At 31.5% G+C, this 26,575-nt stretch carries 24 protein-coding genes; 11 read left to right on the top strand and 13 right to left on the bottom strand.

Going from position 1 to position 26,575, the window contains the following annotated elements; genetic code table 11:
- Positions 1 to 20 precede the first annotated feature (20 nt).
- From ASC41_RS10470 to ASC41_RS10460, 3 genes are all read left to right on the top strand, one after another.
- Positions 21 to 656 carry a DUF2846 domain-containing protein gene (locus ASC41_RS10470; protein ID WP_083477187.1) on the top strand — a complete coding sequence of 212 codons (636 nt, stop codon included), beginning with the start codon at positions 21 to 23 and terminating at the stop codon, positions 654 to 656.
- Positions 657 to 1,252: 596 nt separating this feature from the next.
- Positions 1,253 to 3,097, top strand: a complete 1,845-nt coding sequence (locus ASC41_RS10465; protein ID WP_055436593.1) for a DEAD/DEAH box helicase — start codon at positions 1,253 to 1,255, stop codon at positions 3,095 to 3,097.
- A gap of 147 nt (positions 3,098 to 3,244) precedes the next feature.
- The gene (locus ASC41_RS10460) at positions 3,245 to 4,027 is read left to right on the top strand and encodes a carboxypeptidase-like regulatory domain-containing protein (RefSeq protein ID WP_241489654.1); all 783 of its coding nucleotides are present in this window, start codon (positions 3,245 to 3,247) and stop codon (positions 4,025 to 4,027) included.
- A gap of 96 nt (positions 4,028 to 4,123) precedes the next feature.
- Here the strand turns inward: ASC41_RS10460 and ASC41_RS10455 are convergent, their stop codons facing one another.
- Entirely contained in the window at positions 4,124 to 4,780 is a 657-nt protein-coding gene (locus ASC41_RS10455; RefSeq protein WP_055436591.1) for a TrmH family RNA methyltransferase, read from the bottom strand.
- A 72-nt stretch (positions 4,781 to 4,852) separates the two neighbouring features.
- Positions 4,853 to 5,716, bottom strand: a complete 864-nt coding sequence (locus tag ASC41_RS10450; protein WP_055436590.1) for a hypothetical protein — start codon at positions 5,714 to 5,716, stop codon at positions 4,853 to 4,855.
- Between the two features lie 161 nt (positions 5,717 to 5,877).
- Here ASC41_RS10450 and ASC41_RS10445 point away from each other — a divergent pair, with 161 nt between their 5' ends.
- Positions 5,878 to 6,549, top strand: coding sequence for an SIR2 family NAD-dependent protein deacylase (locus ASC41_RS10445; RefSeq protein ID WP_055436589.1), 672 nt, complete (start codon positions 5,878 to 5,880; stop codon positions 6,547 to 6,549).
- A gap of 4 nt (positions 6,550 to 6,553) precedes the next feature.
- Positions 6,554 to 7,510, top strand: a complete 957-nt coding sequence (locus ASC41_RS10440) for a DUF4421 family protein (RefSeq protein WP_055436588.1) — start codon at positions 6,554 to 6,556, stop codon at positions 7,508 to 7,510.
- Between the two features lie 3 nt (positions 7,511 to 7,513).
- Here ASC41_RS10440 and ASC41_RS10435 read toward each other — a convergent pair whose 3' ends face one another.
- Complete coding sequence (locus tag ASC41_RS10435) at positions 7,514 to 9,145, bottom strand: ABC-F family ATP-binding cassette domain-containing protein (protein ID WP_055436587.1); 1,632 nt, start codon at positions 9,143 to 9,145, stop codon at positions 7,514 to 7,516.
- Positions 9,146 to 9,337: 192 nt separating this feature from the next.
- On the opposite strand from ASC41_RS10435, the gene ASC41_RS10430 reads away from it, so the two are divergent.
- Positions 9,338 to 9,781 (top strand): hypothetical protein, encoded by a 444-nt coding sequence (locus ASC41_RS10430; RefSeq protein ID WP_152971456.1) that lies wholly within the window; start codon positions 9,338 to 9,340, stop codon positions 9,779 to 9,781.
- Between the two features lie 228 nt (positions 9,782 to 10,009).
- A complete protein-coding gene (locus ASC41_RS10425) occupies positions 10,010 to 10,456 on the top strand; it encodes a KTSC domain-containing protein (protein ID WP_055436585.1) in 447 nt (148 codons plus the stop codon).
- A gap of 692 nt (positions 10,457 to 11,148) precedes the next feature.
- Here the strand turns inward: ASC41_RS10425 and ASC41_RS10420 are convergent.
- From ASC41_RS10420 to ASC41_RS10410, 3 genes are read right to left on the bottom strand one after another with little or no spacing between them, the layout of a single operon-like run.
- Positions 11,149 to 12,714 carry a serine hydrolase gene (locus ASC41_RS10420; protein WP_055436584.1) on the bottom strand — a complete coding sequence of 522 codons (1,566 nt, stop codon included), beginning with the start codon at positions 12,712 to 12,714 and terminating at the stop codon, positions 11,149 to 11,151.
- Between the two features lie 42 nt (positions 12,715 to 12,756).
- On the bottom strand, positions 12,757 to 13,995 hold the full coding sequence (locus ASC41_RS10415; protein WP_055436583.1) for a glycosyltransferase: 1,239 nt from the start codon (positions 13,993 to 13,995) through the stop codon (positions 12,757 to 12,759).
- Between the two features lie 52 nt (positions 13,996 to 14,047).
- Complete coding sequence (locus ASC41_RS10410; RefSeq protein WP_055436582.1) at positions 14,048 to 14,521, bottom strand: heme-binding domain-containing protein; 474 nt, start codon at positions 14,519 to 14,521, stop codon at positions 14,048 to 14,050.
- A gap of 125 nt (positions 14,522 to 14,646) precedes the next feature.
- On the opposite strand from ASC41_RS10410, the gene ASC41_RS10405 reads away from it, so the two are divergent.
- Together ASC41_RS10405 and purB are read left to right on the top strand one after the other, a co-directional pair.
- On the top strand, positions 14,647 to 15,210 hold the full coding sequence (locus tag ASC41_RS10405) for a hypothetical protein (protein WP_055436581.1): 564 nt from the start codon (positions 14,647 to 14,649) through the stop codon (positions 15,208 to 15,210).
- Positions 15,211 to 15,674: 464 nt separating this feature from the next.
- Positions 15,675 to 17,018 carry an adenylosuccinate lyase gene (gene purB, locus ASC41_RS10400; protein ID WP_055436580.1) on the top strand — a complete coding sequence of 448 codons (1,344 nt, stop codon included), beginning with the start codon at positions 15,675 to 15,677 and terminating at the stop codon, positions 17,016 to 17,018.
- Between the two features lie 72 nt (positions 17,019 to 17,090).
- On the opposite strand, the gene ASC41_RS10395 is transcribed toward purB, so the two are convergent.
- The 4 genes from ASC41_RS10395 to ASC41_RS10380 form a co-directional block, all read right to left on the bottom strand.
- Positions 17,091 to 17,636 (bottom strand): DUF4252 domain-containing protein, encoded by a 546-nt coding sequence (locus ASC41_RS10395; RefSeq protein ID WP_055436694.1) that lies wholly within the window; start codon positions 17,634 to 17,636, stop codon positions 17,091 to 17,093.
- A 99-nt stretch (positions 17,637 to 17,735) separates the two neighbouring features.
- On the bottom strand, positions 17,736 to 18,305 hold the full coding sequence (locus tag ASC41_RS10390) for a DUF4252 domain-containing protein (protein ID WP_055436693.1): 570 nt from the start codon (positions 18,303 to 18,305) through the stop codon (positions 17,736 to 17,738).
- 110 nt (positions 18,306 to 18,415) lie between these two features.
- Entirely contained in the window at positions 18,416 to 18,889 is a 474-nt protein-coding gene (locus ASC41_RS10385) for a hypothetical protein (protein WP_055436579.1), read from the bottom strand.
- Positions 18,876 to 19,385, bottom strand: a complete 510-nt coding sequence (locus ASC41_RS10380; RefSeq protein ID WP_055436578.1) for an RNA polymerase sigma factor — start codon at positions 19,383 to 19,385, stop codon at positions 18,876 to 18,878. Before ASC41_RS10380 ends, ASC41_RS10385 begins: the two co-directional genes overlap by 14 nt.
- Positions 19,386 to 19,510: 125 nt before the next feature.
- On the opposite strand from ASC41_RS10380, the gene ASC41_RS10375 reads away from it, so the two are divergent.
- Entirely contained in the window at positions 19,511 to 20,926 is a 1,416-nt protein-coding gene (locus ASC41_RS10375; RefSeq protein WP_055436692.1) for a S41 family peptidase, read from the top strand.
- The gene (locus tag ASC41_RS10370) at positions 20,916 to 21,608 is read left to right on the top strand and encodes a Dph6-related ATP pyrophosphatase (protein ID WP_055436577.1); all 693 of its coding nucleotides are present in this window, start codon (positions 20,916 to 20,918) and stop codon (positions 21,606 to 21,608) included. The genes ASC41_RS10375 and ASC41_RS10370 overlap by 11 nt, the downstream gene beginning before the upstream one ends.
- Positions 21,609 to 21,661: 53 nt before the next feature.
- On the opposite strand, the gene ASC41_RS17155 is transcribed toward ASC41_RS10370, so the two are convergent.
- The 3 genes from ASC41_RS17155 to ASC41_RS10355 are packed head-to-tail and all read right to left on the bottom strand — an operon-like array spanning position 21,662 to position 26,558.
- Entirely contained in the window at positions 21,662 to 23,611 is a 1,950-nt protein-coding gene (locus ASC41_RS17155; RefSeq protein WP_241489653.1) for a DUF5074 domain-containing protein, read from the bottom strand.
- Between the two features lie 32 nt (positions 23,612 to 23,643).
- A complete protein-coding gene (locus tag ASC41_RS10360; protein WP_055436576.1) occupies positions 23,644 to 24,723 on the bottom strand; it encodes a YncE family protein in 1,080 nt (359 codons plus the stop codon).
- Between the two features lie 5 nt (positions 24,724 to 24,728).
- The gene (locus ASC41_RS10355; protein ID WP_055436575.1) at positions 24,729 to 26,558 is read right to left on the bottom strand and encodes a TonB-dependent receptor plug domain-containing protein; all 1,830 of its coding nucleotides are present in this window, start codon (positions 26,556 to 26,558) and stop codon (positions 24,729 to 24,731) included.
- Positions 26,559 to 26,575 lie beyond the last annotated feature (17 nt).

Raw genomic sequence — 26,575 nt, 5'->3', positions numbered from 1 at the left:
TTAAACATTAGAATATAAAAATGAAATACATCATTCTAACCTCACTAATATTAATAGTTTCGCTATCTGCTTACTCACAAAGCCCCTATAAAGATTATTTTGTAACAATAAAAAATGACACTATAAAATGTATGATTACTAAATTAGAAGCAGGTGAAATGACTTTCTTTAATGCTTCAGATAACAAGAAATCTAAACAAAATATTAATGGTCTAGTTGATTTATATATTTCTGAAGAAAGAGCAATAAAAAACCCTTTAAATTTAAAAATACAAAAACCAGATAGTGGATATGCACATGTTTATTTTTATAGACCTTATGTCTTTCTTAATTCTGCTCTTCCTTGTAAAATTCAATATCAGAATAAGAAATTTATAAATTTAAAAACAAATAGCTATCACTTAGAAAAAATAAAAGCTGGAACCAAGCACCTTTTCATAAAAAAAAGATTGTTCAAAGATAATATTGTAGAAATTGATGCAAAAGATGGTGAAATTTATTTTATCAAAGCAATTCTGGGAGGTATTAAAAACCTTAATAACGGAAATACACAAATGCTCATGAATATAGGAGGAGAAAGATTAATAATGCTTGATAATCCAAAAATTGGAAAGTACTCTATTCTAAATATGAAAAAAAAATCAAAAGTGTATTAAAAAATTCAAGACATTACTTATAACAGTAAAAAGCACAGCTGAATTTTATCTCCCAAACAAAACTTCAATACTAAAATCAATCTCTACCAAATCCAATTTGTGCGTATTCTCTAAAACATCATAAGACGTTACAATCGTAATATGCACAATATTTTAGATTTTGTAACCGCTTTTAAACCTTCGAGTTTGGTTCTTAATTTCTGAACATAATCTTTCAGCAATACTAAACTCATCTGCATAAAATTTCATGTGTAATGCGCGGAAAATAAAATAACACAATACTTTCCACTTATTATTAAATACTGCATTATTATTTACTTTATAAAAATATTAATCGCCAATTAGCAATAAACAAGCACTTTTATAAAATAAAAAACAACAGTGTTTAATAGGCTTAAGGCTAATAAATAGCAGTTAAAAATTATAAAAATTGAATATCCTAAATAATTACGTACCTTTGCACCTTGAAAAAACGCATATGCGTTATTTACTCCTCAGAGTGAGGATGTGTTACTAGAAGTTTTAGGTTAAGTATGTTCAATGCACTTCTATTCGTAACACCAAAATAGATTGACATTGAAATACATAAAATAAGAATGAGCACATTCCAAGATTTAGGTCTTAACGAAGAACTATTACAAGGTATTACAGATTTAGGTTTCGAAACACCATCTGAAGTACAAGCAAAAGCAATCCCAATTTTATTAAACGAAGAGACAGATTTAGTAGCGTTAGCGCAAACTGGAACTGGAAAAACTGCAGCATTTGGTTTCCCAATGTTACAGAAAATTGACGTTAGTAGTCGTACAACTCAAGGTTTAATACTATCTCCTACTCGTGAACTTTGTTTACAAATTGCAAACGAAATGAAAGCTTACGGTAAATACTGTAAAGGTTTAAACGTTGTTGCAATTTACGGTGGATCAAGCATTACAGATCAAGCGCGCGAAGTAAAACGTGGTGCACAGATTATAGTAGCTACTCCGGGTCGTATGAAAGATATGATTAAGCGTAGATTAGTTGATATTACTAAAATCCAATATTCGGTTTTAGATGAGGCTGATGAAATGCTTAACATGGGATTCAAAGAAGATATCACAGATATTCTTTCTGGAACTCCAGACGATAAAAATACTTGGTTGTTCTCTGCAACAATGCCAAGAGAGGTTGCAACTATTGCAAAGAAATTTATGAATAGCCCACAGGAAATTACTGTTGGTCATAAAAACGAAAGTACCTCTAACGTATCGCACGAATACTATATGGTAAACGCTCGCGATCGTTACCAAGCTTTAAAACGTTTAGCAGATGCTAATCCAGATATATTTTCAGTAATTTTCTGTAGAACAAAACGTGATACACAAAAAGTTGCCGAAAACTTAATTGAAGATGGTTACAGTGCTGGAGCATTACATGGTGATTTATCTCAAAATCAGCGTGATATTGTGATGAAGCAATTTAGATCTCGTCAAATACAAATGCTTGTTGCAACAGATGTTGCTGCACGTGGTATTGATGTAGATGATATTACACACGTAATTAACTACCAATTAAGTGATGAAATAGAAACGTATACGCACCGTTCTGGTAGAACTGGTCGTGCTGGTAAAACTGGTGTTTCTATGGTTATTGTTTCTAAAAGTGAAGTACGTAGATTAAAAAGTATCGAACGTATTATCAACAAGAAATTTGAATTAAAAGAAATTCCTAACGGAATGGCTATTTGCGAAGTACAGTTAATGTCTTTAGCAAATAAAATTCATAATACAGAAATCAATCATGAGATTGATAAATACTTAGAAGATATTAATACTTTATTTGATGAAACTTCAAAAGAAGAATTAATTAAAAAGTTCTTCTCTGTAGAATTCACACGTTTCTTTAACTACTACCAGAAGTCTAAAAACTTAAACGTTGCTGCTGGAGATCCTAACCGTGAAGGTCGTGAATCTAGCGGAAGCGCTGCACGTTACTTTATTAACGTTGGTGAAAAAGATGGTTTTGACTGGATGAAATTAAAGGATTTCTTAAAAGAAGTTTTAGATTTAGGTCGTGACGATGTATTTAAAGTAGATTGTAAAGACACATTCTCTTTCTTTAATACAGAAAAAGAACACCAAGAGAAAGTATTAGCTTTCTTTACAGATTATAAGCATGAAGGTCGTTTTGTAAACGTTGAAATTACTGAAGATAAACCAAGTCGCGGTGGTCGTGGACGTGGTGGTTCTGGCGGTGGTGGCGGAAGACGTCGCGAAGGTGGATCTGGTGGAGACAGAAGAAGATCTGGCGGAGGAGAAAGACGCTCTAGTGGCGGTGGTGATAGAAGACGTAGTAGCGACGATAGACCAACACGTTCTAGAAGAAGCGATGGCGGAGACAGAGATAAAGGTGAGTTTAAAACTACACACTCAAGATCTGGTCGTTCTAGAAGAAAAGACTAAATAAATACTCAAATATTTATAAAGATTCCTAAAAATTATTCTATTAATAATAACTTTTTTGTTAATATTAAGTCAAATACAATGTTATAAGAGTACTAAATAAAATTTGTTTAGTACTTTTATAGCTTATATTCTAACTATGAAATATTGTCTTTCCCTACTTTTTTAATTATAAGTTCATCATATGCATTTGCTCAAGTAGAGGAAACTCGTGAAAAAGAAGCTGTAGAAGGTGTTATAATAGACTCTCAAACTAATGGTCCAATAGACAATGTTAACATTGTAAACCTTAATCAGGTTATTGGTACATCTACTAACACTAAAGGAGAGTTTAAACTTAAAGCTAAAGTAAACGATACATTACACCTTACTTATGTAGGTTACAAATCTATTAAAGTGCGTGTAACTAACGATTGGTTAAAATTTGGAAGCTCTAAAATTACATTAACAGAGTTAGCACTTGCCTTAGAAGAGATTGTTGTAAACGAATTACAACTTACTGGTTACTTAGAGTTAGATATAAAGCAAGTACAAGTAAACACAAATTACCGTTATAGTATTTCTGGTTTAAGTACAGGATACGAAGCAGGAAATAATAAATCACCAAATACAATTAGTAAGGTTTTAGGTTCCATATTTAATCCGTTAGATTTTCTCTACAATACATTTAGTAGAAAAGGTAACGAATTAAAGAAACTTAAACAGATGAAAAAAGACGACGAGATTAGAAATCTTTTAGCCTCTCGTTTCGATAGAGAAACACTAATGGTTTTATTACAATTAACTAGAGTAGATTTAGATGAGATTGTATCGCAATGCAATTACTCTAAAGATTTTATAAATAGTGCAAACGATCTTCAAATGCTAGACGCTATTAGCCAATGCTACGAAGAGTACAAAGTGCTAAGTCGTGATAGAAAACGTGGATAACATATAGCCTCTAGTACAAAATAATAAGCCTCAAAAATCTTAGATTTTGAGGCTTATTATTTTGTACTTTATTTCACTGACTACTGAACAATTAAACTATTCTTTTTCATGATAACGTTCAATAATCTCGCCATAGCTTTTAATTGTTTTTTTACACCAATCTAAACGCTTCTCAAGTTTTTCTTCTTCGGTTAAACGCCACTCAACATCTGTTTTCTTCAACTTTGTAGTTACATGTTGCAAAGTAATTGCTGCAGATACAGATATATTTAAACTCTCTGTAAAACCAACCATTGGAATCTTCATAAAAACATCTGCTTCTTTTAAAACAGCCTCAGAAAGTCCTTCGGTTTCCCTTCCAAAGAAGAAACAAGACTTTTTAGTCACATCAAAATCATGCAACTCACAATCGTCTGTATGTGGTGTTGTTGCCACTATTTGATAACCTTGTTCTTTTAAGTCTTTAATACATTCTTTTACCGATTGGTATCTATTTAAATCTACCCATTTTTGGGCGCCCATAGCAATTTCCCTATCTATACGTTTGGTGTTTGTTTCTTCAACAATACTTACTTCCTGTATACCAAACACATCGCAACTACGTATTACAGCACTTGTGTTATGCAATTGGTAAACGTCTTCTGTTGCTACTGTAAAGTGTTTTGTACGGCCTTCTAAGACTTTATGAAAACGTTCTAACCTATTTTCGGTAAGGTAGGTTTCTAGGTGTTCTATAAGTTTAATATCAATCATAACGTAAAAATAAAAAAACCTGATACAATAGCACCAGGTTTTAAACTCTATATTAAAATACTGTAAAATGTATTAGTTACTTCCAATATTGCCTTGAGCAATTAAAAGCGTGTTAGTTGTACTTAATTCTACATCTATGTAACCATCTACAGCAATAACATCACTATACATAAAAGCAGTACCATTGTCTAGTTCCGCTACATTTGTTTGGCTAACTCCTCTTGTTTCGTTTAATCCAGAGGTTTCGTTAACTACTGTTATTCCTTTAATATTATTAAAAGTAAAAATAGTAGCACCTGAAGCCGTTGCCATATTTCCCGAACGTATAAAAGCAGGATGTTCTCCACTTGCTGGCGTTCCTGTTAAGCTAAAAACAGCTAAAGCTTCACCATTTAACCGCTCTTTAAAAGTAACTATTCCAGAAGCATTATTTAGATTACGCTCTTCTAAATTATAAGTTACTTGGTTGGTAGTTAATTCGTTTTGTCCAATATCTACATTTGCTACTGGTGTGTTTAAGTTTACATCGTTAGACTTAACTTCTACATAACCATCGAAATTTAATAACTCTTCGTAAGAAATTGGAGTATCGTCATCTAAACTTGTAAATACCGTTGTACTCATTCCTGTATCTCCATCGACAACATCTAAAGTTATCGCAACATCTTCACCATTGTTAGCAGCATTGTCCATGTATAAAAATCCAGAATGGTAGTTATTATTAACAGTACCTAATAGTCTTAATTCTATACTTAGTGTAAAATTCGAGTTTTTAATAAAACGAACCGTACCAGAAATTCCAGAATTATCAACTGTATTAAGTGTATATGTTTTAGATGCTAAATCTGTAACTTGATCTGTTTCTGCATCGTCCGATCTACAACTGCTTATTAGCACTAATGGCATTAATATTAATACTTTAAAAAACGTTTTCATTATGGATTAGGTTTTAATTATTGTTATAATAGCAAAACAAAATTACAGATTAATCGCAAGTTTGCCAACCTTAAAAGAAATAATACTAACTTTATGGATTAAAGATTATATTAAACCTCAATTAATAGGTTTAACACAAAAAGATAATAATTAACAAATACATGAAACACATTGTTGTACTTACTGGAGCTGGAATGAGTGCCGAAAGTGGTTTAAAAACCTTTCGTGATGCTAACGGTCTATGGGAAGGACATAACGTATTAGAAGTCGCTTCACCAGAAGGTTTTAAGGCTAATCCTGAATTGGTTTTCGATTTCTATAACCAACGCAGAAGACAACTATTAACGGTTAAACCGAATGACGCACATTATAATTTAGCTGCTTTAGAAAATGATTATAAAGTAACTATTATCACTCAAAATGTAGACGATTTGCACGAGCGAGCAGGAAGTAATAACGTGTATCATTTACATGGCGAATTATTAAAAGTGCGTTCTATAAAAAATGAAGCAGTAGTAAAACCTTGGACTACCGATTTAAATTTGGGTGATTTAGATGAAAACGGACACCAATTGCGACCACACATTGTTTGGTTTGGTGAAGCGGTACCAATGATTGATAAAGCCATAGAAATTTGTAACACAGCAGATATTTTACTTATTATCGGCACCTCTTTACAAGTATATCCTGCGGCTAGTTTAATGCATTATGTACCAGAAAACACTGCTAGTTACTTTATAGACCCAAAGCCTTCAATTGGTGATTCTAAAAACTTGACTGTTATAGAAGCTACTGCAACCAAAGGTGTTAAACAATTTATTAATCTACTGTAATTAAATGAAGTATAGCTTACTTGTATTTTTAATGTGTTTTACTGTTTTTAGCTACAGCCAAGAAACCGAAAACGACTCTACTTACATTACTTCTTTTAAGCATAAAATAATGCTGAAAGCAAATATTAATACACAAACCGAATCGTATTCCATACAAAATAACGATACCGAGAATTTTAGCTTAACGGCTAATAATAATTTTAAATTTACGCTATCTGCTAATTATGAGTTTCTAGGTTTAAGTATAGCTTTTTCGCCAAAAGCGAGAAACTTGCCCTATAAAACATCTTTTCAGGATATTAAAGTGAATTTATTTATAAAGCAATGGATACAGAATATTCAATACAGGCGCGTTCGTGGTTTTTATAGAGATGGTGAAATATTAGAAGGTGTGCAAGAGGAGTTTCCTAACTTTAAAACTATCAGTTGGAATGGCGCAACGTCTTACGTTATGAATCCAAACTTCTCACTAAAACACGTGCTATATAATACCGAGTGGCAACGCAAAAGTGCAGGAAGTTTAATACCAAGTTTGCGTTATGGTTACCAGCGTATTTCCGACTATGTGTTAGACGACAAAGAAGTTCAAAATTTTTATAATCTTTCTATAGCTTCAGATTATTACTATACTTGGGTTTTAGAAAAAAACTGGTTTGTTACGCCCTCTATTTCACCTGCCATTGGTGTGCGTTTTACCAACTACGCTTTAGGCGATATAAACGAGCAGAACACATTATTTACAACAGCTTTAAATTTAGGTTTATACTTTGGTTATACCTCTCCAGACTTTGTTGCAGGTGCCAATTTCAATTTCGACTCTAAAGCATCTAATGCTAAAGCAAAAACCAATATTATTAGCGATAGAAGTTATGCAAAACTCTATTTTGGGTATCGATTTAATGCACCCAAATCTGCAAAAAGAAGTGTAAAATGGCTTAAAGAAAAAGTAAAAAAGAAGTAAAACTTACAGGTTCATTTCTTTAATACTCTTAATACGGTTTCTTTCTAAAAAGGCGTCAATAGTTTCAAAATGCTCGATAACACGTTGGTCTTTAAATTCGAATACCTTTTGAGACAAACCTTGTAAGAAATCACGATCGTGAGATACTAATATTAGCGTACCATCAAAACTTTGAAGCGCTTCCTTTAAAACATCTTTAGATTTTAAATCTAAGTGGTTTGTAGGCTCATCGAGAATAAGCAAGTTTACAGGTTCTAGTAATAGTTTTACCATTGCCAATCTGGTTTTTTCTCCACCAGATAATACACTTACTTTCTTTTCTATATCGTCGCCTTTAAACATAAAACGACCTAAAATATTTTTAATCTGTGTTCTTACATCGCCTTTTGCTACTAAATCTACTGTTTGAAAAACAGTTAATTCTGTATCTAATAAAGCGGCTTGGTTTTGTGCAAAATAACCAACCTGTACATTATGGCCTAAATTACACTTCCCTTCTACTTCAATCTCACCAAGAATAGATTTAATCATGGTAGATTTACCTTCACCATTTCTACCTACAAAACTTACTTTTTCGCCTCTAGCTATAGAAAAACTTGCGTTTTTAAAGACGGTAAGATCACCATAACTTTTAGTTAAATCTTCTACCATTACTGGATAATCTCCAGAACGCTGTGCAGATGGAAACTTTAGTTTTAAGGCCGCATTATCAACCTCATCAATTTCTATAATTTGTAATTTTTCAAGCATACGCTCTCTAGACGTTACTTGGTTTGTTTTTGAAAAAGTACCTTTAAAACGATCTATAAATTGCTGGTTATCTGCAATAAATTTCTGCTGTTCTTGGTAGGCTTTTACTTGGTGTACTCTTCGCTCTTCTCTTAATTGTAAATAATGCGAATAGTTAGCCTTGTAATCGTAAATACGTCCCATAGTAACTTCTATAGTACGATTGGTAATATTATCGATAAAGGCTCTATCGTGAGAAATAACCATTACCGCATTAGCTTTATTAACTAAGAAATCTTCTAACCAAATTACCGATTCTATATCTATGTGGTTTGTAGGCTCATCTAATAAAATTAAATCTGGTTTTTGAAGCAAAATTTTAGCCAATTCAATACGCATTCTCCAACCTCCAGAAAACTCATTAGTTAATCTTGTAAAATCTTCTTGTTTAAAACCAAGACCTTTTAAGGCTTTCTCTACCTCAGCATCGTAATTAACATCTTCTAAAGCGTAATATAGTTCGCCTAATTCGCTCACTTTTTCGATAATAGACATGTACTCGTCGCTCTCGTAATCCGTTCTTGTTTCTAACGCCTTATTGTACTCGTCCATTTGGCTCTTCATTTTAAAAACGTGAGCAAATGCTTTTGATGCTTCTTCAAAAACAGTACAATTATCTTGTGTTAGTAAATGTTGCGGAAGGTATGCGATTACAGTTTCCTTTGGATGACTTATTTTTCCTCTAGTAGGACTTTGAGCGCCTGCTACAATTTTCATCATAGTAGATTTACCTGCGCCATTCTTTCCCATAAGTGCAATCTTATCGTTAGGGTTAATAACAAAATTTACATCGCTAAATAAGGTTGTACCACTAAATTCTACTGCTAAGTTATCTACTGTAATCATATTTATTTCTTTGAGATTGCGAAATTAAGAAAAAGGCTAATATTCTCTTTATTAAAAGTTGACTTTATAAAAAAAATAGTCGAAATTCGACTTTAAGCTACCGTAGAATTTGATTTATTGAAATGGAATCATATTCTATAGACATTGTTTACATTACTGTTTGAAAAAAAAAAAAAAAATGATATTGAAAAAATGATTATCGACAACTTCTTTGCATTCTTTTTTGGAGTATTAATGACATTTATACTTCAACATTTATTTGGTGGAAATAAAAATTTTTTTAGAATCGTAAATGATTTCAGGAAAAAACTTCCTCCAAAAGATAAAAAAGCAATTATTGGATACAATGAGAATTTAGGAATGTCTCATATGAACCTAAACACTTTGAAAACAAGTTTAGATGAAAAAGAACTGGATTTTTTTCTTAAAGAATTAGAGGATTTTGATTATAGTAAAGTTTATTTTAGAAAAAAGAAAGTACTAGAATATTCTAAAAATCTTCAAAGAATAATTAAAACAACAGATTGGAATTTGTTTGGTATTGGAATATTGCAAGAAATAATTGATAACGATAAAAATGAAAAAAACAAACCATACATATTAGGTCCGAAAATAGCACGATTTATAAAATACTAAAAGCGCAGATCAATAATTACTATGTTCAAAACCTATAACAAATGAATAGTTACGCTTTCTACTAACTTATTTTCTAGTGAAAATCAACACCTACGATATCACAACTAACCATACACAAAAACGGTAGTTTAAATTCGAAACCACCTAAAAACAAACTTCTTAAAAATTTAAACCTCTAAATCCAAAACAAAAGAGTACTTTCGCGCACTATTAAAAATAGCATTTATTATGAAGCGTATTAACGAGTACAGAAAATTATTTCAAGTAGAAGCAAAACCAACACTTGGAGAGCTTAAAAAGAAGTATAGAAACCTAGTAAAGGAATGGCATCCAGATAAGTTTCAAGATGAAGATGAAAAAGCTGCAGAAGCTGAAGAAATGGGACGTAAAGTTATTGACGCTTACCACTTTTTAGTTAGTATTGCTCCAGAAACTCATGCTGCTAATTCAGAAGAATATAACACTACTATCACTTCTCCTATTATGGACTGGAAACATAAAGGTTTACTTTTAGAAGTTACTTTTTTAGATGGTAATACTTACGAGTACTTTGGTGTTAATAAAGCATTATACATTAAATTTTCTCAAAGTGATAAGCAAACACGTTTTGCTAAGCGTAGTATTTTTAACTCGTTTACTTACAGAAAAATTAAAAAGAAAGATGTTGTTGCATAATTTTAGCACAAAATCTTAACTATAAAAAAAGCCTCAAGAAATTATTTTTTTGAGGCTTTTTTGTGTTTTGTTGCTAGTTATTGTTATATCGCGTTTGTTATTACTTATTTTGTTATTCTTCGTTTTGTCATTCCTGCCAAGGCAGGAATCTATTATTAATACAGAATGAATTTGGCATCAAGTGCGGAATGACAGTTTAAATTTAAAATATAAATGTTCTTCGGCTTCTAATATTATACGGAATACTCCTAATAACAGAATCAATAGTATTTTATTAAGTCTATAGATGTGGATTCCTGCCTTCGCAGGAATGACAAATTTGTTAATCAATTAAGAATGACAGAAACAAGTATAAGTGTCATTCAGAAGGAAGCATGACTGAAGAATCTCTATAAAACAAAACTGTTTATATCTTAGATTCTTCGATTTTCTCTGAATGACAGACTCTAGGTTATGCAAAGTAGATTCCTGCATTCGCAGGAATGACAAAACGAATAATTACTTTGTTAATCTATTAAGGATGACAAAACAAGTATAAGTGTCATTCAGAAGGAAGCATGACTGAAGAATCTCTATAAAACAACTCTGTTTCTATTTTAGATTATTCGCTTTGCTCTGAATGACAGACTATAGATTATACAAAGTGGATTCCTGCATTCGCAGGAATGACAGAATACTATTCCTTTACTCACTTACTCACCTACTCGCTGTAAATCTAAATCCTGAAAATCGAAACTAAAATCGATGTTTGGAGAAATACCTTTTATAGCAATACTCTGTGCTTTCTCTTTAGCATCTAAACTAAAAGTAACAAAGGCATCTGCATTCATGTCTTGGTATTCCCATTTTACAGCAAAGGTATTATCTTTATAATATTGTAATTCTCCATTTAGTTTTGGAGAACGCAAAAACTGAATGTATAATTTGCCTTTCTTTTTAAATACTTCGGCTTTACCAAACCAATTATCTTTATAAAAGCCTGTATAATTTTTATGCTTAATATGCGAAGCATCTACAGTTGCAATAGCGTCCCATACTTTTTTTGAAGCATCACCATCTCCTGTAGCACGTTGCTTATAGTATGCTGCGTATTTATCTACCCAATTAAAGTTGTCTAAGCCTAAATAATCGTCTGTTATAGCATTTGCTACTGCCGAAAATAATGCACCACCATCGTCGCTAGTATTGGTTAAAATAACAACACCTAGATTAAGATCTGGAATTAAAACAGTATTAGATAACATACCTGGCAATCCACCTGTGTGCTCTACTTTCATATTGCCTTTTACATCAGATAGAAACCAACCTAAACCATAACCCGCAAAGTGAGAATTATATCTTGGATTTGGATCTGCACTCATAACAGTATGCACTTTCCACATTTCGCGATGATTTTGCTTCGAAAATAATTGCTTCTTTAAACCATCTCCAAACTTTCCTTTGTTTAATTGTAATAACATCCATTGCGAAAGATCATCTACATTAGAAAAAATACCACCTGCAGCACCATTCATCATTTCCTTAAAAGTTGGGATTACTCTAATCTCTCCATTTTCTACTGCGTGTGACGCAGATAAATTGTTGGTGTCTGTTATTCTATCTAAAGAAGCATAGGTATTATCCATAGCCAATGGCTCTAGAATATTCCTTTTAATAAAGTCTTCCCAAGTCATACCACTTTTTCTTGCAATAAGTTCTCCTGCTACTATGTATAATAAATTATCGTAATCCCATTTAGTTCTAAAGGCCGATTTTGGTTTAAAATGTTTAAAACTCGAAAGTAAATCTTCCATTTTAAAATCGGTTCCATCAGGAAAAAACATTAAATCTCCCATGCCTAATCCTAAACCACTGCGGTGTGTTACTAGATCTTGGATATTAAAATTATCTTCAACATATTGGTTATACATTGTAAACTCAGGAATGTGATCTTTTACTTTATCTAGCCAGTTAATTTTTCCTTCTTCAACTAAAATCGCCAAAGCAGCAGTAGTAAATGCTTTACTATTAGATGCTATGGCAAATTGTGTATGCTCGTTTACAGGACTTTTTGTGATTATAGACTTTACACCATAACCTTTACTATGAATTACTTTTCCATCTTTTACAACAGCAACAGCACAACCAGCAACGTTAAATTTACTCATAGCATAGTTTACCAATGAGTCTACTTGCTTAGTATTCATTTGGGCATTTACCATAACGGTAAATCCTAATAATACTAATAACATTGTTTTTTTAAGTGTGGTAAGTTTCATAATTATGGTTTTTAATTAATAGTGATTATATTAATAAGTAAACTATTCTTTTTTATTCTTCTCCTCTATCCATCGACTCATAAACTTTGTACTCTGCAAAGTGTGGTGCATAAGCATACTACCGGTAAAGTTATTTCTACGATGTACTTCTAGCGCATTCTGGGTGTTTTCAACCTTAAGAAGAAAATCTTTTGTGTAGAGTTGTTTATCGAAACGAATATTAACAATGTTAACACCTAGTTTCTGCTTTCCTACCCAGAAAATTTTATTAGTATAAAGTTCTACTGCCTTTTCAGCAAAGTTCTTTGGTTCATCTTCTATAAAACCATTAGGTTCTAAATCTCCATACATACCTTCTGCTCCAATACTTGTAGTTACACATGGTACTCCATTTAACATAGCATCTAAAATTTTACCTTTTAATCCTGCTCCATATCTTAATGGTACTAAACAGATTTTATAATTTTGCATTACAGTATTTACATCCTCTGCATAGCCCTTAATAATAAAACCTTCTTTTGTATTGTTTAATTGCCTTGCATGCTCTGTTAAATAAGCACCATAAACATGAATTTCGGCTTTAGGAAGCTTCTTCCTTATTAGTGGCCAGATGTTTTCTTTTAAATGTATTAATCCATCTACATTGGGCTGATGTAGAAAATTACCTATAGTAACAAAATGTTCTCGGCTTTTAAAATCTAGTAATGCTTTTTGTGTTTTTTGAGATATGGCATCTACTAAAAATGGCAAATAACAAAGTAAGCCATCGTTAACATGAAATTGTTGACTTAAAATTCCCATTTCTACTTCCGAAATAATAATAGATAAATCGCATCTATAAATACTAGCAACTTCTCGTTTTGCAGTATCGTTATATAAGTGACTTATATCGAAAACCGTATTATCTTTTAAGGCTTGGTGTCTGCCGCGTCTTAAACAGTGTAAGTCTTCTGCGTCTAGTATTCTTAATGCTTTTGGGCAGTGTTCTGCAACTCTCCAACCAAACTGCTCTTCTATCATAAAACGATCGAACAGCACCACATTTGGGTTTAAGTCTTTTACAAAATCATCGAAACTAGAATCGTTAAGAACAATGTTTTCTGTCTTAACTCCTATTTCTTTTAAATCGAAAGCATTATCACTTTTAGCACAAGCAGTGGCAAAAGTAATATCGTAGTTTTTGGTTTTAAATATTTCTATTAATTGCATCATTCGACTTCCTGCTGCAGAACTTTGAGGTTCTGGCCAAACGAAGCCGATTATAAGAAGTTTTTTATTCAAGAGAGATAGTTTAAAATGTTCTAAAAAAATTACGCTATTATTACGTTAAAAATTATTGAGGTCTTGGAGCTAATGCATACATCATTCTTACTTGCTTTGCCCATTTTAAGACTTCTTCAATTTGTTGTTCGCTTAATTTAGCTTCTCCATGCGACCAAATGTAAGATGGTAATGGCATTTCTTTTGCTTCTACCATTTCTATTAACTCTTCTATTTTATGGTCTTTTCTTTTTACAGAAGAACCTTCCCATTTAGAAACGTTAAAATGTTTTGTTCCATGTTTTACGTGGTCTGCCATCCAATAATTTACTGGTGTAATGTTGCTGTACCAAGGATAACGTGTTGCACTACTATGGCAATCGAAACACGCTTGCTCTAGTATTGTTTTTACATGTTCTGGTGGTTTAGTTTCTTCTAAAAACGCTGAAACAGATTCTAATGATCCTTCATTTTTTTCTGGTCCAAAAAACTGAGCAATTAAAAATGTTGCTAATAATAGGAGTAATATTTTTTTTACAATTTTCATATCTTTATATTTATTTCACTTTTTAAAATAGTGTACTTTATTAATTAATTTCATCAAAAATGATGATTTTTTAATATACTTATTTCATTATTCTTAATTTTAAAGCCTAAAAATAATAATTTCATTTGACTACCGAAGACTTATATCAAGAATTAAATTATGTTAACCACTCTAGAGAAAAGAGACTACACTATGCAAATCTAGTTATTAACGACAAAAGCTTAATACCTAAATTACTAGATATTCTTTTTATGGTAGACGATAAAATATCACCTCGTGCTGCATGGGTTTTCGAATTTATGTGTGGCGAAAAGCTTGAGTCTATTATTCCTTTTTTAGATGCTTTTACTCAAAACATGAATAAAGTACATTTGGATTCTGCAGTGAGACCTGTTGCAAAAGTATGCGAATATTTAGTAAAAGCATTGTATAGTAAACAAGATAATGCTATAAAAAAAGCACTGAGTCCTGAGCATAAAGAAAAAATTATTGAAGCCTGTTTTGATTGGATGATTAACGACGAAAAAATAGCACCTAAAGCATACGCTATGAATAGTCTTTTCCTTTTAGGAAGTGATTACGAATGGATTCATCCGGAATTGGTTTTAATTTTAGAACGCGATTACCAAATGCAGAGTTCTGGTTTTAAAGCTAGAGCCCGACATATTTTGAAGAAGATTGGGAAATGATTTTTAGACACGGATTTCAAAGATTATCACGGATTTAAAAAAATAATACAATCGCTAAGCGCTCCTTACTTTAGTTAAAGGAAGTTGGTTTTTTTTGAAGACAAAAGCGGATGGTTTACTTAAAGCGCAAAGCAGTTTTTTAAACATAACGGTTAGTATTTAGAGTAAGCGCGTTAAGGGTTGATGCGGCATCCTTTTTTTTGCTGCCATATATGGCAAAAAAAAGATATAGCAGAAAACCTGACCTTTTGCGATCCTGACAGGTTCTTTAACCTGGCAGGTATGAGTAAAAGGAAACGCCCTAAAAAAAGAATGTATAAATATCATTCATCATTTCCAGCAATAATGATGGATTTAAAATACACATTATTAACTGCCAAAAACTTATAACTTAAGCTTCGGTCTTCTGTCTAAAAAAACTATCTTTATGCCTTTCAAATTTTGAAACAAAACAACACACAACTATGTCTTTAAATGTATTAAATGCCATCTCACCAATAGATGGACGTTATAGAAATAAAATTGAAATATTAGGCGATTATTTTTCGGAAGAAGCCCTAATTAAATATCGTGTTCTAGTTGAAATAGAATATTTTATTGCACTTTGCGAACAACCTTTACCACAACTAGAAGGTGTTAATCCTTCAGTTTTTAAAGATTTACGTAAAATATATAAAGAGTTTACTACCGAAGATGCTCAAGCAATTAAAGACATTGAAAGTGTTACAAACCACGATGTAAAAGCGGTTGAGTACTTTATTAAAAAAGAATTTGATAAACTTGGTTTAGAGCAATACAAAGAGTTTATCCACTTTGGTTTAACATCTCAAGATATAAACAACACTGCAATTCCTTTAAGTATTAAAGATGCCATGAACGATGTTTATGTGCCTCGTTATTTAGAGTTACTAAAGCGCATTGAAGAATTATCTAGCGATTGGGCAGATATCCCAATGTTAGCAAGAACACACGGTCAGCCAGCTTCTCCTACGCGTTTAGGAAAAGAAATTGAAGTTTTTGCTGTACGTTTAAAAGAGCAATTTAATTTATTAAATGATATACCAAGTGCTGCTAAATTTGGTGGTGCAACTGGTAATTTTAATGCACACAAAGTTGCTTATCCAACAATAGATTGGCGCGCTTTTGGTGGTGCTTTTGTACAGGACAAATTAGGATTATCGCATTCTTTTCCAACAACACAAATTGAACATTACGACCATATGGCTGCTTTGTTCGATTGTTTAAAACGTATAAACACTATTATTATAGATTTAGATCGCGATATCTGGACTTACGTTTCTATGGAATACTTTAAACAGAAAATTAAAGCTGGAGAAGTAGGAAGTAGCGCAATGCCACATAAAGTAAATCCTATTGATTTTGAAAATTCTGAAGGTAATTTAGGAATGGCAAATGCTATTTTCGAACATTTATCGGCAAAATTACCTATTTCACGTTTACAACGTGATTTAACAGATAGTACTGTTTTACGTAATGTTGGTGTACCTTTCGGGCATACACTTATTGGTTTTCAATCTACTTTAAAAGGATTAAATAAATTGTTACTTAACGAACCTAAATTTGCACAAGATTTAGAAAACAATTGGGCTGTAGTTGCAGAAGCTATCCAAACTATTCTTAGAAGAGAAGCTTACCCAAATCCTTATGAAGCTTTAAAAGGCTTAACAAGAACTAACGAAGCGATTACAAAAACGTCTATTTCTAATTTTATTGATACTCTAGAAGTTAGCGATGCTATTAAAACAGAATTAAAAGCGATTTCGCCAAGTAATTATACTGGAATATAAAAGCACTTTATTATACAAATAGAAAAAGGCTTATCTCACGATAAGCCTTTTTTAATATATATAAACTATGGTTTATCCTTTAAAATAATCCATAACTTTTTGAAGTTGATTTCCATCTACATCTGCATTTTGCATTTGTGATAATAACTGATACAGCTTTTCAGGTTTCATATCGTCTCCTAATACTCTTACAACTGCAAATCCAAATTCGTTTGAGCTTGCAAGTACTAAAAACTCATCTACAGCATCATCTTCACCAATAGTATTAACTCTAAACTTAATACCTTTATCGCTAAACTCCATTAGCTCATTATACTTTTTGTTTTTAAAAATAGTTTTCACTTTTTCTAATTCTTGAGTATAGTTTTCTTTGCTTACGTCTTTAGCTTTATATGCTAAAACATTAACCTTTTCAAAAGATTTATAAACATCTTTTTGCTCTTCGTTTAATTCAACTTTAGAAACATCTATCATTTTTGGCGATAGGTCTATGGTTAAAAATTCTGGTAAATCTTGATGCTCTACAAAGTAGTTTTGTATTGAGGCATCGTCTTTACAACTTACTAATACAAGTGCTAAGACCAGACTTAAGCAAACGTTTTTTATAATTGATTTCATGAGTTTATATTTTAGTGATTGCATGTTATTTAATCTTCTCTTTTGGAGATAAAAAACTTAACACACTTGGTTTCTTAGATTGATGATGTTTTAAGCTGATTATCTGTTGTTCTTTTTATCAAGCTCTTTTCCGCCTGGTAAATCGAAAGCATTAATAAGCTTAGATAATTGGTTTAAATCTATATCTCCTGTAAAAGAAACTAATACAGACTCCATGCCTCTATTCTTACCATTAACAGAAACGTCTAAATCTTTAGTAACCGCATCTAATCCATTTACAAACATTAAAAGTTCTGCTACAAAATCTTCGTTTTTACCTTCTTTAACATAGAATTTTACAACTACGCCATCGTCTTTAATTTCCATTAACTCCTCAAGAGAACCAGAACGAGACTTTACCCATTTAGCAATATCTCCTGCAACAGCTTTATCGTCTGTAGCTAAGGTTTTAAAGCTGGTAATACTTTTTACCATATCCATAAATTCTTGAGATTCTTTATCGTCTGTTTCAATATTAATTTTTGCTAACATTTGAAACATTTTTGGCTTTATAGAAGCGTATGTTACATTATCGTTATCGCTATATTTATCGAAAATATTGCTTTGTGCCATAGCCGTTAATGGCATTAATAGTATTGCAAAAGCAAATACAATTAGTAATTTTTTCATCGTGTTTATTTTATTTATTGTGTTCATTTTTTTTCTTTTTAATTGTTAGTACTGTAAAATGTGTTCGTGCTTTAAATTAGTTTTACGCTCGGTACACTTTCAATTTTTAATTACCTTTTAAATAAGCGATTCATAGGATTCGTTATTTCCTTTAAATAGTCAACTTGTGTGCCAGCTTTATTAATTACGCCTAAATAACCTACTTGAGCAGTGCCTTTATTAAAGTGTTTAGACATGATCGCTAGGGCTTCTTTAGCATTATTAATTTCAACTTTTTCTGCATCCGTTATTGTTGTTTCTCCTAAATTATTAGGTTTAAAAACATAAATAGATAGCATAAGAACCGCAACTGCTGCAACAGATAACCACTTAAAGTTAAATGCTTTTTTAGTTTCTAGTGGTAGTTGTTTAGTAAACTGTTCTTTTTGGCTTACCAAAAAATAGCTAAACATTGGCTTGTACATTTCTAAATGTGGCGCTACAGTTTCTTGCGAAAAATAGTCTTTTAACTGCTGCTCTTCCTTTAGTGATGTCTCACCGTTTTCGTACTTTTCTAGTAAGTTTTCTATATTATTTAACACCATAATTGTGTGTATTTGTTAATTTTTCTCTTATTGTTTTTCTTGCTCTTGATAATGCTACTCGTATTGCAGTTTCATTCATATCAAGCATTATGGCAATTTCTTTAAAATCGTATTGCTCTATATCTCTTAATTGTACTACCATTTTTTGTTGTTCTGGTAGTGATTCCATTATTTTTCCAACCCAATCAATACTATCATTTAATTCTATTTCTTTTTGAAGCGAAACGCTATGATCTTGATAATTACTATGCACAATTTTTAAATTCTGCGCTTGCTTAGACTTTAACTTATCATAACAAAAATTCTTTGTCATTGTCATTGAAAATGCTTCAACGTTTTTATAATCTTTTATCTTCGTTTTATTCTTCCACAGTTTTATTAAAACTTCTTGTGTTGCGTCTTCTGCCTCTTCTCTAGACACAAGCAATCTTTTTGCTAGTCTAAAGACCTTATCTTTAAAAGGCGTCACAATATTTAAAAACTCTAACTGTGTCATTATAATTGGTTGGTTTATGTTATTACGACGAACGTGTTTCTGATTTGTTACAATTTATTTTCAAAAAATATTTTATTAAATTAAAAGTGAGTACTTTTAAGCTGAAAAAGAAAACATTACCATATATGAAAACGCACAAGATAATTCTTGCTACACTACTACTGCCTCTGCTTTTTACAAGTTGTTTTGAAGATTTAGACGATAAGCCAATTAGCACATTAGATATAAACGAATTTGTTTATCGTGGATTAGATTCTTACTACTTATATAAAGATAGTGTTCCTAATTTAATTGAAGACAAAGCCAATAGCAGTAATTTTAGCAGCTATTTAAATAATTTTAATTCACCAGAATCTTTATTCGAAAGTTTAATTTACGACAGAACAAATACAGATAGGTTTAGTTGGATTACAGACGACTACATTGCACTAGAACAGCAATTTGATGGTGTTACAAAATCTAACGGAATGGAATTTGGGCTTAAACGTTACACTCCGGGAGGCAGTAATCTTTATGGGATAGTTAGATTTGTTTTACCAAATACAAGTGCTGAAACTAATGGATTACAAAGAGGTGATTTATTTAACGCTGTAAATGGTACACAACTAACCGTTAATAATTGGTCTACACTATTAGGTCAAGATAATTACACCTTAAATTTTGCTGAATATAACGACAATGGTACTTTAGAAACAGATGATGATTCTATTGATGCTACAACAAATACTGTTGCACTTTCTAAAATACAATACACCGAAAATCCGGTTTTTAAAACAGAAATACTTCAAGTAGAAGGCGAAAATGTAGGTTACCTTATGTACAATGGTTTTGTTAGTAATTTTAATAACGCCTTAAATTTTGCTTTTGGTGAGTTTCAAGCTAATAATGTGCAGCATTTGGTTCTCGATTTGCGTTATAATCCAGGAGGTTCTGTAAATACGGCAACACTTTTAGGTAGTTTGGTAACTGGCAGTAATACTGGTCAAGTTTTTGCAAAATTGAAATACAATAGCCAACAACAAGGCAATAACTTTAATTACACATTTGTAGATAATAACAACGGTTCTGCACTTAATAACTTAAATCTAAATAAAGTATATGTTTTAGCAACAGGATCGTCGGCTTCTGCTAGCGAAATGGTTATTAATAGTTTAGATGCTTATATAGAGGTTATTCAAATTGGTACGCAGACTGTTGGTAAATCTCAAGCTTCAATTACATTGTACGATTCTCCAGATTTTACAAGATCTCAACTAGATCCTAGACATACTTATGCTATGCAACCATTAGTTGCTATTACTGTAAATAAAAATGATAATCAAGTACCAGCAGAAGGTTTAAATCCTTTAATTGAAATTGAAGAACAAATAAACAATTATGGCGTTTTAGGCGATGTAAACGAGCCTCTTTTAGCCGAGGCTTTAGCACATATTGCTACTACAAATAAAGTTGCAAATACTCCAAAAGGTAAAGTCTCTAAAACAGTATTTGACAGCAACGATTTATTACCTCATTCTAAAGAAATGTATATTGAGCAATAAAACATATTTTAATTGGAGTACTGGAAAAGACTCTGCTTTAGCATTATACCACCTACTTAAAGATGAGCGTTTTTCCGTAGAAAAATTAGTTACCTCTGTTAATTCACACTACAATAGAGTAACTATGCATGGCTTGCCAGTGGCTTTATTAATTAAACAAGCCGAATTATTAGAGGTACCGCTTCAAACTATTAATCTTCCCGAACAACCAAGTATGGAGGATTACGAAACAATAATGACTAAGGCTATAAGTAATTTAAAATCTGAAGGATTTACGCACAGCGTTTTTGGTGATATTTTTTTAGAAGATTTAAAACTGTATCGAGAAATTAATTTAAGTAAAGTTGGTATTTCTACAGTCTTTCCGCTTTGGAAAAGAGATACAAAAATACTTATTAATGAGTTTTTAGATTTAGGTTTTAAAGCTATTATAGTTTGTGCTAGTGCTAAATATTTCTCTGAAGATTTTGTTGGAAAAACCATTACCAGAGAACTTATAGAAAGTCTCCCAAACGATGTCGATCCTTGTGGTGAAAATGGAGAGTTTCATACTTTTTGTTACGATGGTCCTATTTTTAAAACACCTGTTCCTTTTTCTATTGGAGATAAAGTCTATCGAGAATACGATACTCCTAATGCTAAAACCGAAAAATCTGGTTTTTGGTTTTGCGATTTATACTAAATAAAAAAGCCTCTAAATAATTTAGAGGCTTTTATTCTTTTTAAAACTTAAGTTTATTTTTTAACTATCTTAAGTGTAGCACTACCATTTTTAGAGGTAATATTAACCATATATATTCCAGACGTTAAACTGTCGATATTAATAGGAGTATTAGTAGACTCTATATTTTTGTTTAAAACTAAGCGTCCTTCTGTAGAATAAATAGAAACTAAACCTGCTTCAGAAATATAAAATTGAGATGTAACCGGATTAGGGTATAATGCTATTTTTAATTCTTTTGTAAAAGAAGCCACATTTAGTGTGTTTTTATTAATAACTCCAATAGCATTTAAATCGAAACCACTAGAAGCAAAAGGTGTTGCATATAGCTCATTAATTATATTTCCATAAGCATCATAGGTTGCGTATGTTGGATCTATAGTTCCTACAACATCAATAATTTTTATATGTGTAATACTATTTTTATCTAATAACGGAGCATCTGCAATATCATTTATATCGAAAGGTGTTCCAAATCCTGAACGGTATTTTCCTGCAAGGTTATTAATATATGTAGCATCTACACTACCAAAACCACCTACTTGCGTATCTGTTTGAGTTTGACTATGTGATGGGAATCTAAAATAATTAACACCATCTGAACTTACTTCAACAAAAGCCAATTCTAAAAAAGTATCGCTAAAAGCATTTTCAAAAACAGCAAAATCAAATCCTGCTCCATCTTTAATTGGTGTATCAAATGTTAAAACTGCTTGGCCTCCATCTCCTAAACTTACAACATCAGAGTTAGCAATACCAATAGGCGAACTAGATGAACCAACACTAGCATAAGTACCACTAGAAGGGTTAGAAATATCAACTAGCCCTCTTGTTATAGTGGCTCCTGTTGCCCACTCTAAAAATAACGAACTATCCTGCGCCATCGCTGTTGTACCAACTTGTCCTGCTGGAGGAGCATAAATACCTAATGGCAACTTATAAACTCCATTTGGTAAAATACCAACCGTAAATTCATTCTGGTAGGCACCTAATGTAGTATATGTTCTTATTTTACCATTACTTACGTAATCTATAGCATCAGCTAAGTAAAGCGTATCATCTATTATAGATAAACCGTAAGCTAAAGCAACATTTTGAGCAGAAGTATCAACAAAAGCTGCAGTTGGTAAGTTTCCAGAAAAATCGAAATTATAAATATTATTATTTAATACATAAAATGCATTTCCATTATCTACTTGTAAAAAATTTGGATGTTCTCCGGTTGCAAAATCAGAAATAGTCATTACAGAAAAATCTGTTAAATCTATTCTATATAATTGACCTAAAGTTTCCTCTCCTGTCCAATTTGGTTTTCCACCACAAAGTACATATAAGTAATCGTCGTCTGCTACAATAGAATTAGGTACATCTCCAACCGTTATTTGAGACACTGTATTATCTGCTAAATTTATCACAGAAATAGAATTACCAAAACCATAGCCACCTTGATGCGCTACAAAAAGTTGGTTATTCTTTTTTACAATTCTTTCTGGTCCTTCAACTACAGAAATAGTACTTACAATGGTATTTGTTGATAAATCCATTACCGCTACATAATCATCTGTAGTAACTCCCGGGTCTCCCCAATTGGTTATATAACCAAAACCATTATTAAATACAATATGTCTTGGATTATTAAGACCTGCTGTTACTGTGGCAATATGAGCAAATGTATAATGATTAACAACGTTTATTTCACTACTTCCGTTTGAAACAATATAAGTATTGTTTCCATTAAAACCCATACCTTGACCAACTTGTCCTAAATTTTGACCTGTATTTTCTGATGTAAAAATATTGTTTTCTAATGCTCCTAAATCGTTTAAAAAGGAAACAGATGCTGTATCGGTACCAAAATTACCTTCATTTAAAATAAAAACACCATTACCAAAACTCTGTGCAAAGCCAGAAAAAGCTATAAAGCTGAAAATAGTTGTTATTACGAATAGATAGTTTTTTTTCATTTATTTAAATTTTAATTTGTTTATTATTCTATTTAATTATTGTTATAAAATCCATTTGGAATTATTTTTACATCCATTCCTTCTTGAAACTCTCCTTGCATATTGTAGATTAACACTTCTCCGTTAGAGACATAATCTTTAGCATCGGCGATATAAATTTTATTATTTATGATATTAAAGCCATATAGTACTTCTAAATTTTGAGTACTTGTATTAAACAATGCTGTTGCTGGCAAAGTGAAATCGTTAAACGCTATATTATAAATTGCTCCATTTAAAGTATATAAAATTGAATTATTTGCTTTCTTTAAGAAACCCGGATGCACACCTGTTGCAAAAGTAATTTCATCTTCCACTAAATTTGTAACCATGTTTATTTTATAAATTCCAGCAGAAGTTTCATCTCCTGTCCAACTTGCTTTACCAGAGCAAATAATATATAGACTATTATTATCTATTATCATATTTCCTGGCACGTCTGCCACTTCAATAGTTTTAGTTACAGTTTCAGATGTTGTATCTATTACAGAAATAGAGTTACCATATCCATAAGCTCCTTGGTGAGCAACGTATATAGTACCGTTATTATTAACTATCGCCTCTGGTCCTTCTGCAACTGGAATAGTGTTAATAATAGTATTTGTTTCGACATTTAATACCGCTACGTAATCATCGGTTGGATCTGCCGGATCTCCCCAATTAGTTATGTAACCTTTATCTCCAACAAAAGTTATATATCTTGGATTTAAAATATTATTTTCGATTGTAATAACCGACTCAAAAGTATACTTATTTACAACCTCTATTGTGTTTGAATTATTGACTAATAGATATGCGAAATCGCCATTAAAACCCATGCTTTGCGCAACATCTCCTAATCCTCTTCCATTAATAGCAAAAAAGACGTTATTATATACTTGACCTGAAGCGTCAATAAAAGATACTGATGCATTGGAGTTAGTGTAGCCTCCTTCATTTAAAACAAATATTCCATTAGCATAATCACCCGATAAAGGTTGATTATCTACAATAATTTCTCTGTCTTCACTTGTACAATGTTGTAAAAACAAAATTGAAATACATATGGTTAATAATTTTAAGCCTTTATTCATAATTTCTAAATATTAAAATTTAAGTAAACACTATAATTTCTACCTGGCGCAGGTCTGTTTAAAACACTTTCATATGTTTCGTTCCATAAGTTTAAAACCTGTGCTCCTATAGTATATTTGTTTGTTCCTTTTCCTAAGTTATATTCTGCTCCAAAATTTGCTAACATATAGCTATTAACTATATGTTCCGGAGCATTATCTGTTGTTGTAAACACTTCTCCATTATTAATAAATTGATAATAAGCAGAAAGTTTTTTGTAGCCATAACTTAAAGAAGTCGTTAGTTTATGATATGGTACATAAATAAGTTGTTTGTCTGTTTCTTCGTTTTTTGATACCGTATAAGCGTAAGTTGCAGACACATCTAATTTATGTCTTCCTATTTTTTTGTGTGCTTTAAAAAGAGCTTCAAATCCATAGATATTTACATTTTCTGCATTACTTGGTCTCCAAATACCGTTAACATCTGGCGTCCATAATAATAAATTTTCAACCGTATTGTAATAACCTGTTAAGGTTAAAGACGTATTTGGGAGATAAAGCACATTACTAATCTCACCTTGATAGGATAGTTCTGGTTTTAAATCTGGATTACCCAAACCTTCCCAATACAAATCGTTATAGGTAGGTATTCTAAAATTTTTAGAAGTATTTAACTTCAAACTATAAAAACTAGCAATTTCTGCTTGTAAACCTGCCGAATAGAGAAAAGGACTTTCGTAAATATTATTTAATTCTTGTCTTACACTAGCCTCATATAAAAACCATTTATTCACTTTTTGTTTTACACCTAAAACAATAGATCCTAAATGTCTAATTTTATGTTGTATGTCTGATCCTTCTCCATTATTTTGATTATAATTAAAACCACCACTTAAAAGCATACGTCCTAAGGTGTAGTCTAAATTATATTTTACAAACAGACTTCCTACTTTTCCATAAGTATTAAAATCTCTATTAATGTTTGGATAATATTCGTAGTTCTCTGTTAAATAAGCGACTTTGGTCTTGGAGACTATCTTATCTGATTTTAGCTCCCATTCTAACATACTACGCGTATTAAAATCGTAATATTTAGTTTTTAAGGCATTTGGTGTTGGCAATGAAAAGTTTCGTTTACCATCGTAAATATTAGAATATATATTAATGGTGTTTTCGTTATTTAGCTTAAAACCAAAAGTAGCACTAATGTTTGTATTATTAAATTGCCCATTTAAATTTACTCTCTCTGTTCCAGGATATTCATAATCATTATCCGATCCTGCTTTAGAAAATCCCAAAGAAAAACTTTTTGTTTTAGTTGAATAGCTCGTTTTATAATCTAGACCATAAGTATTAAAACTACCATATTTTAAAAATACATCGTTTATAAAACCTTCATTGTAAGTTAAATTATTTCCTAAATAAATACTTCCACCAATGGCATTACTACCATCTACTACACTACCTCCTCCAGATTTAACAATAACTTGATCAAAACCTCTTGTATTAATTGTATTAAAATCTGTCTGACCTGTAGTTTGAGAATTTATATTTATACCATTCCATAATACAGCTGTTTGCTGTGCAGTAGTACCTCTAAAACTAGGAGACGATACCATACCTAAACCATTTTCCTTTAAATAAATTGTAGAATTAAAATTTAAAAGACTGGTAAGAGAAGATTGGTTACGTTTTAAAATACTATCACTTAAAATTGTTTGCGTAGTCGTATAAACAGAATCTTTTAATTTAATATATTTTAAATTTACTTCACTTAATTCCGTAACAGGAGCATCCTGTGCAAAAACTGCACAATGGCTTAAAAACAACAATATTGAAACTAGTCGATACATAAATCTTGAAGACTTTT

The sequence above is a fragment of the Lacinutrix algicola genome (genome assembly GCF_001418085.1).
GTDB lineage: Bacteria > Bacteroidota > Bacteroidia > Flavobacteriales > Flavobacteriaceae > Lacinutrix > Lacinutrix algicola.
Note: the sequence above shows the minus strand (reverse complement) of the source record. Positions and strands in the feature narration are given on the sequence as shown.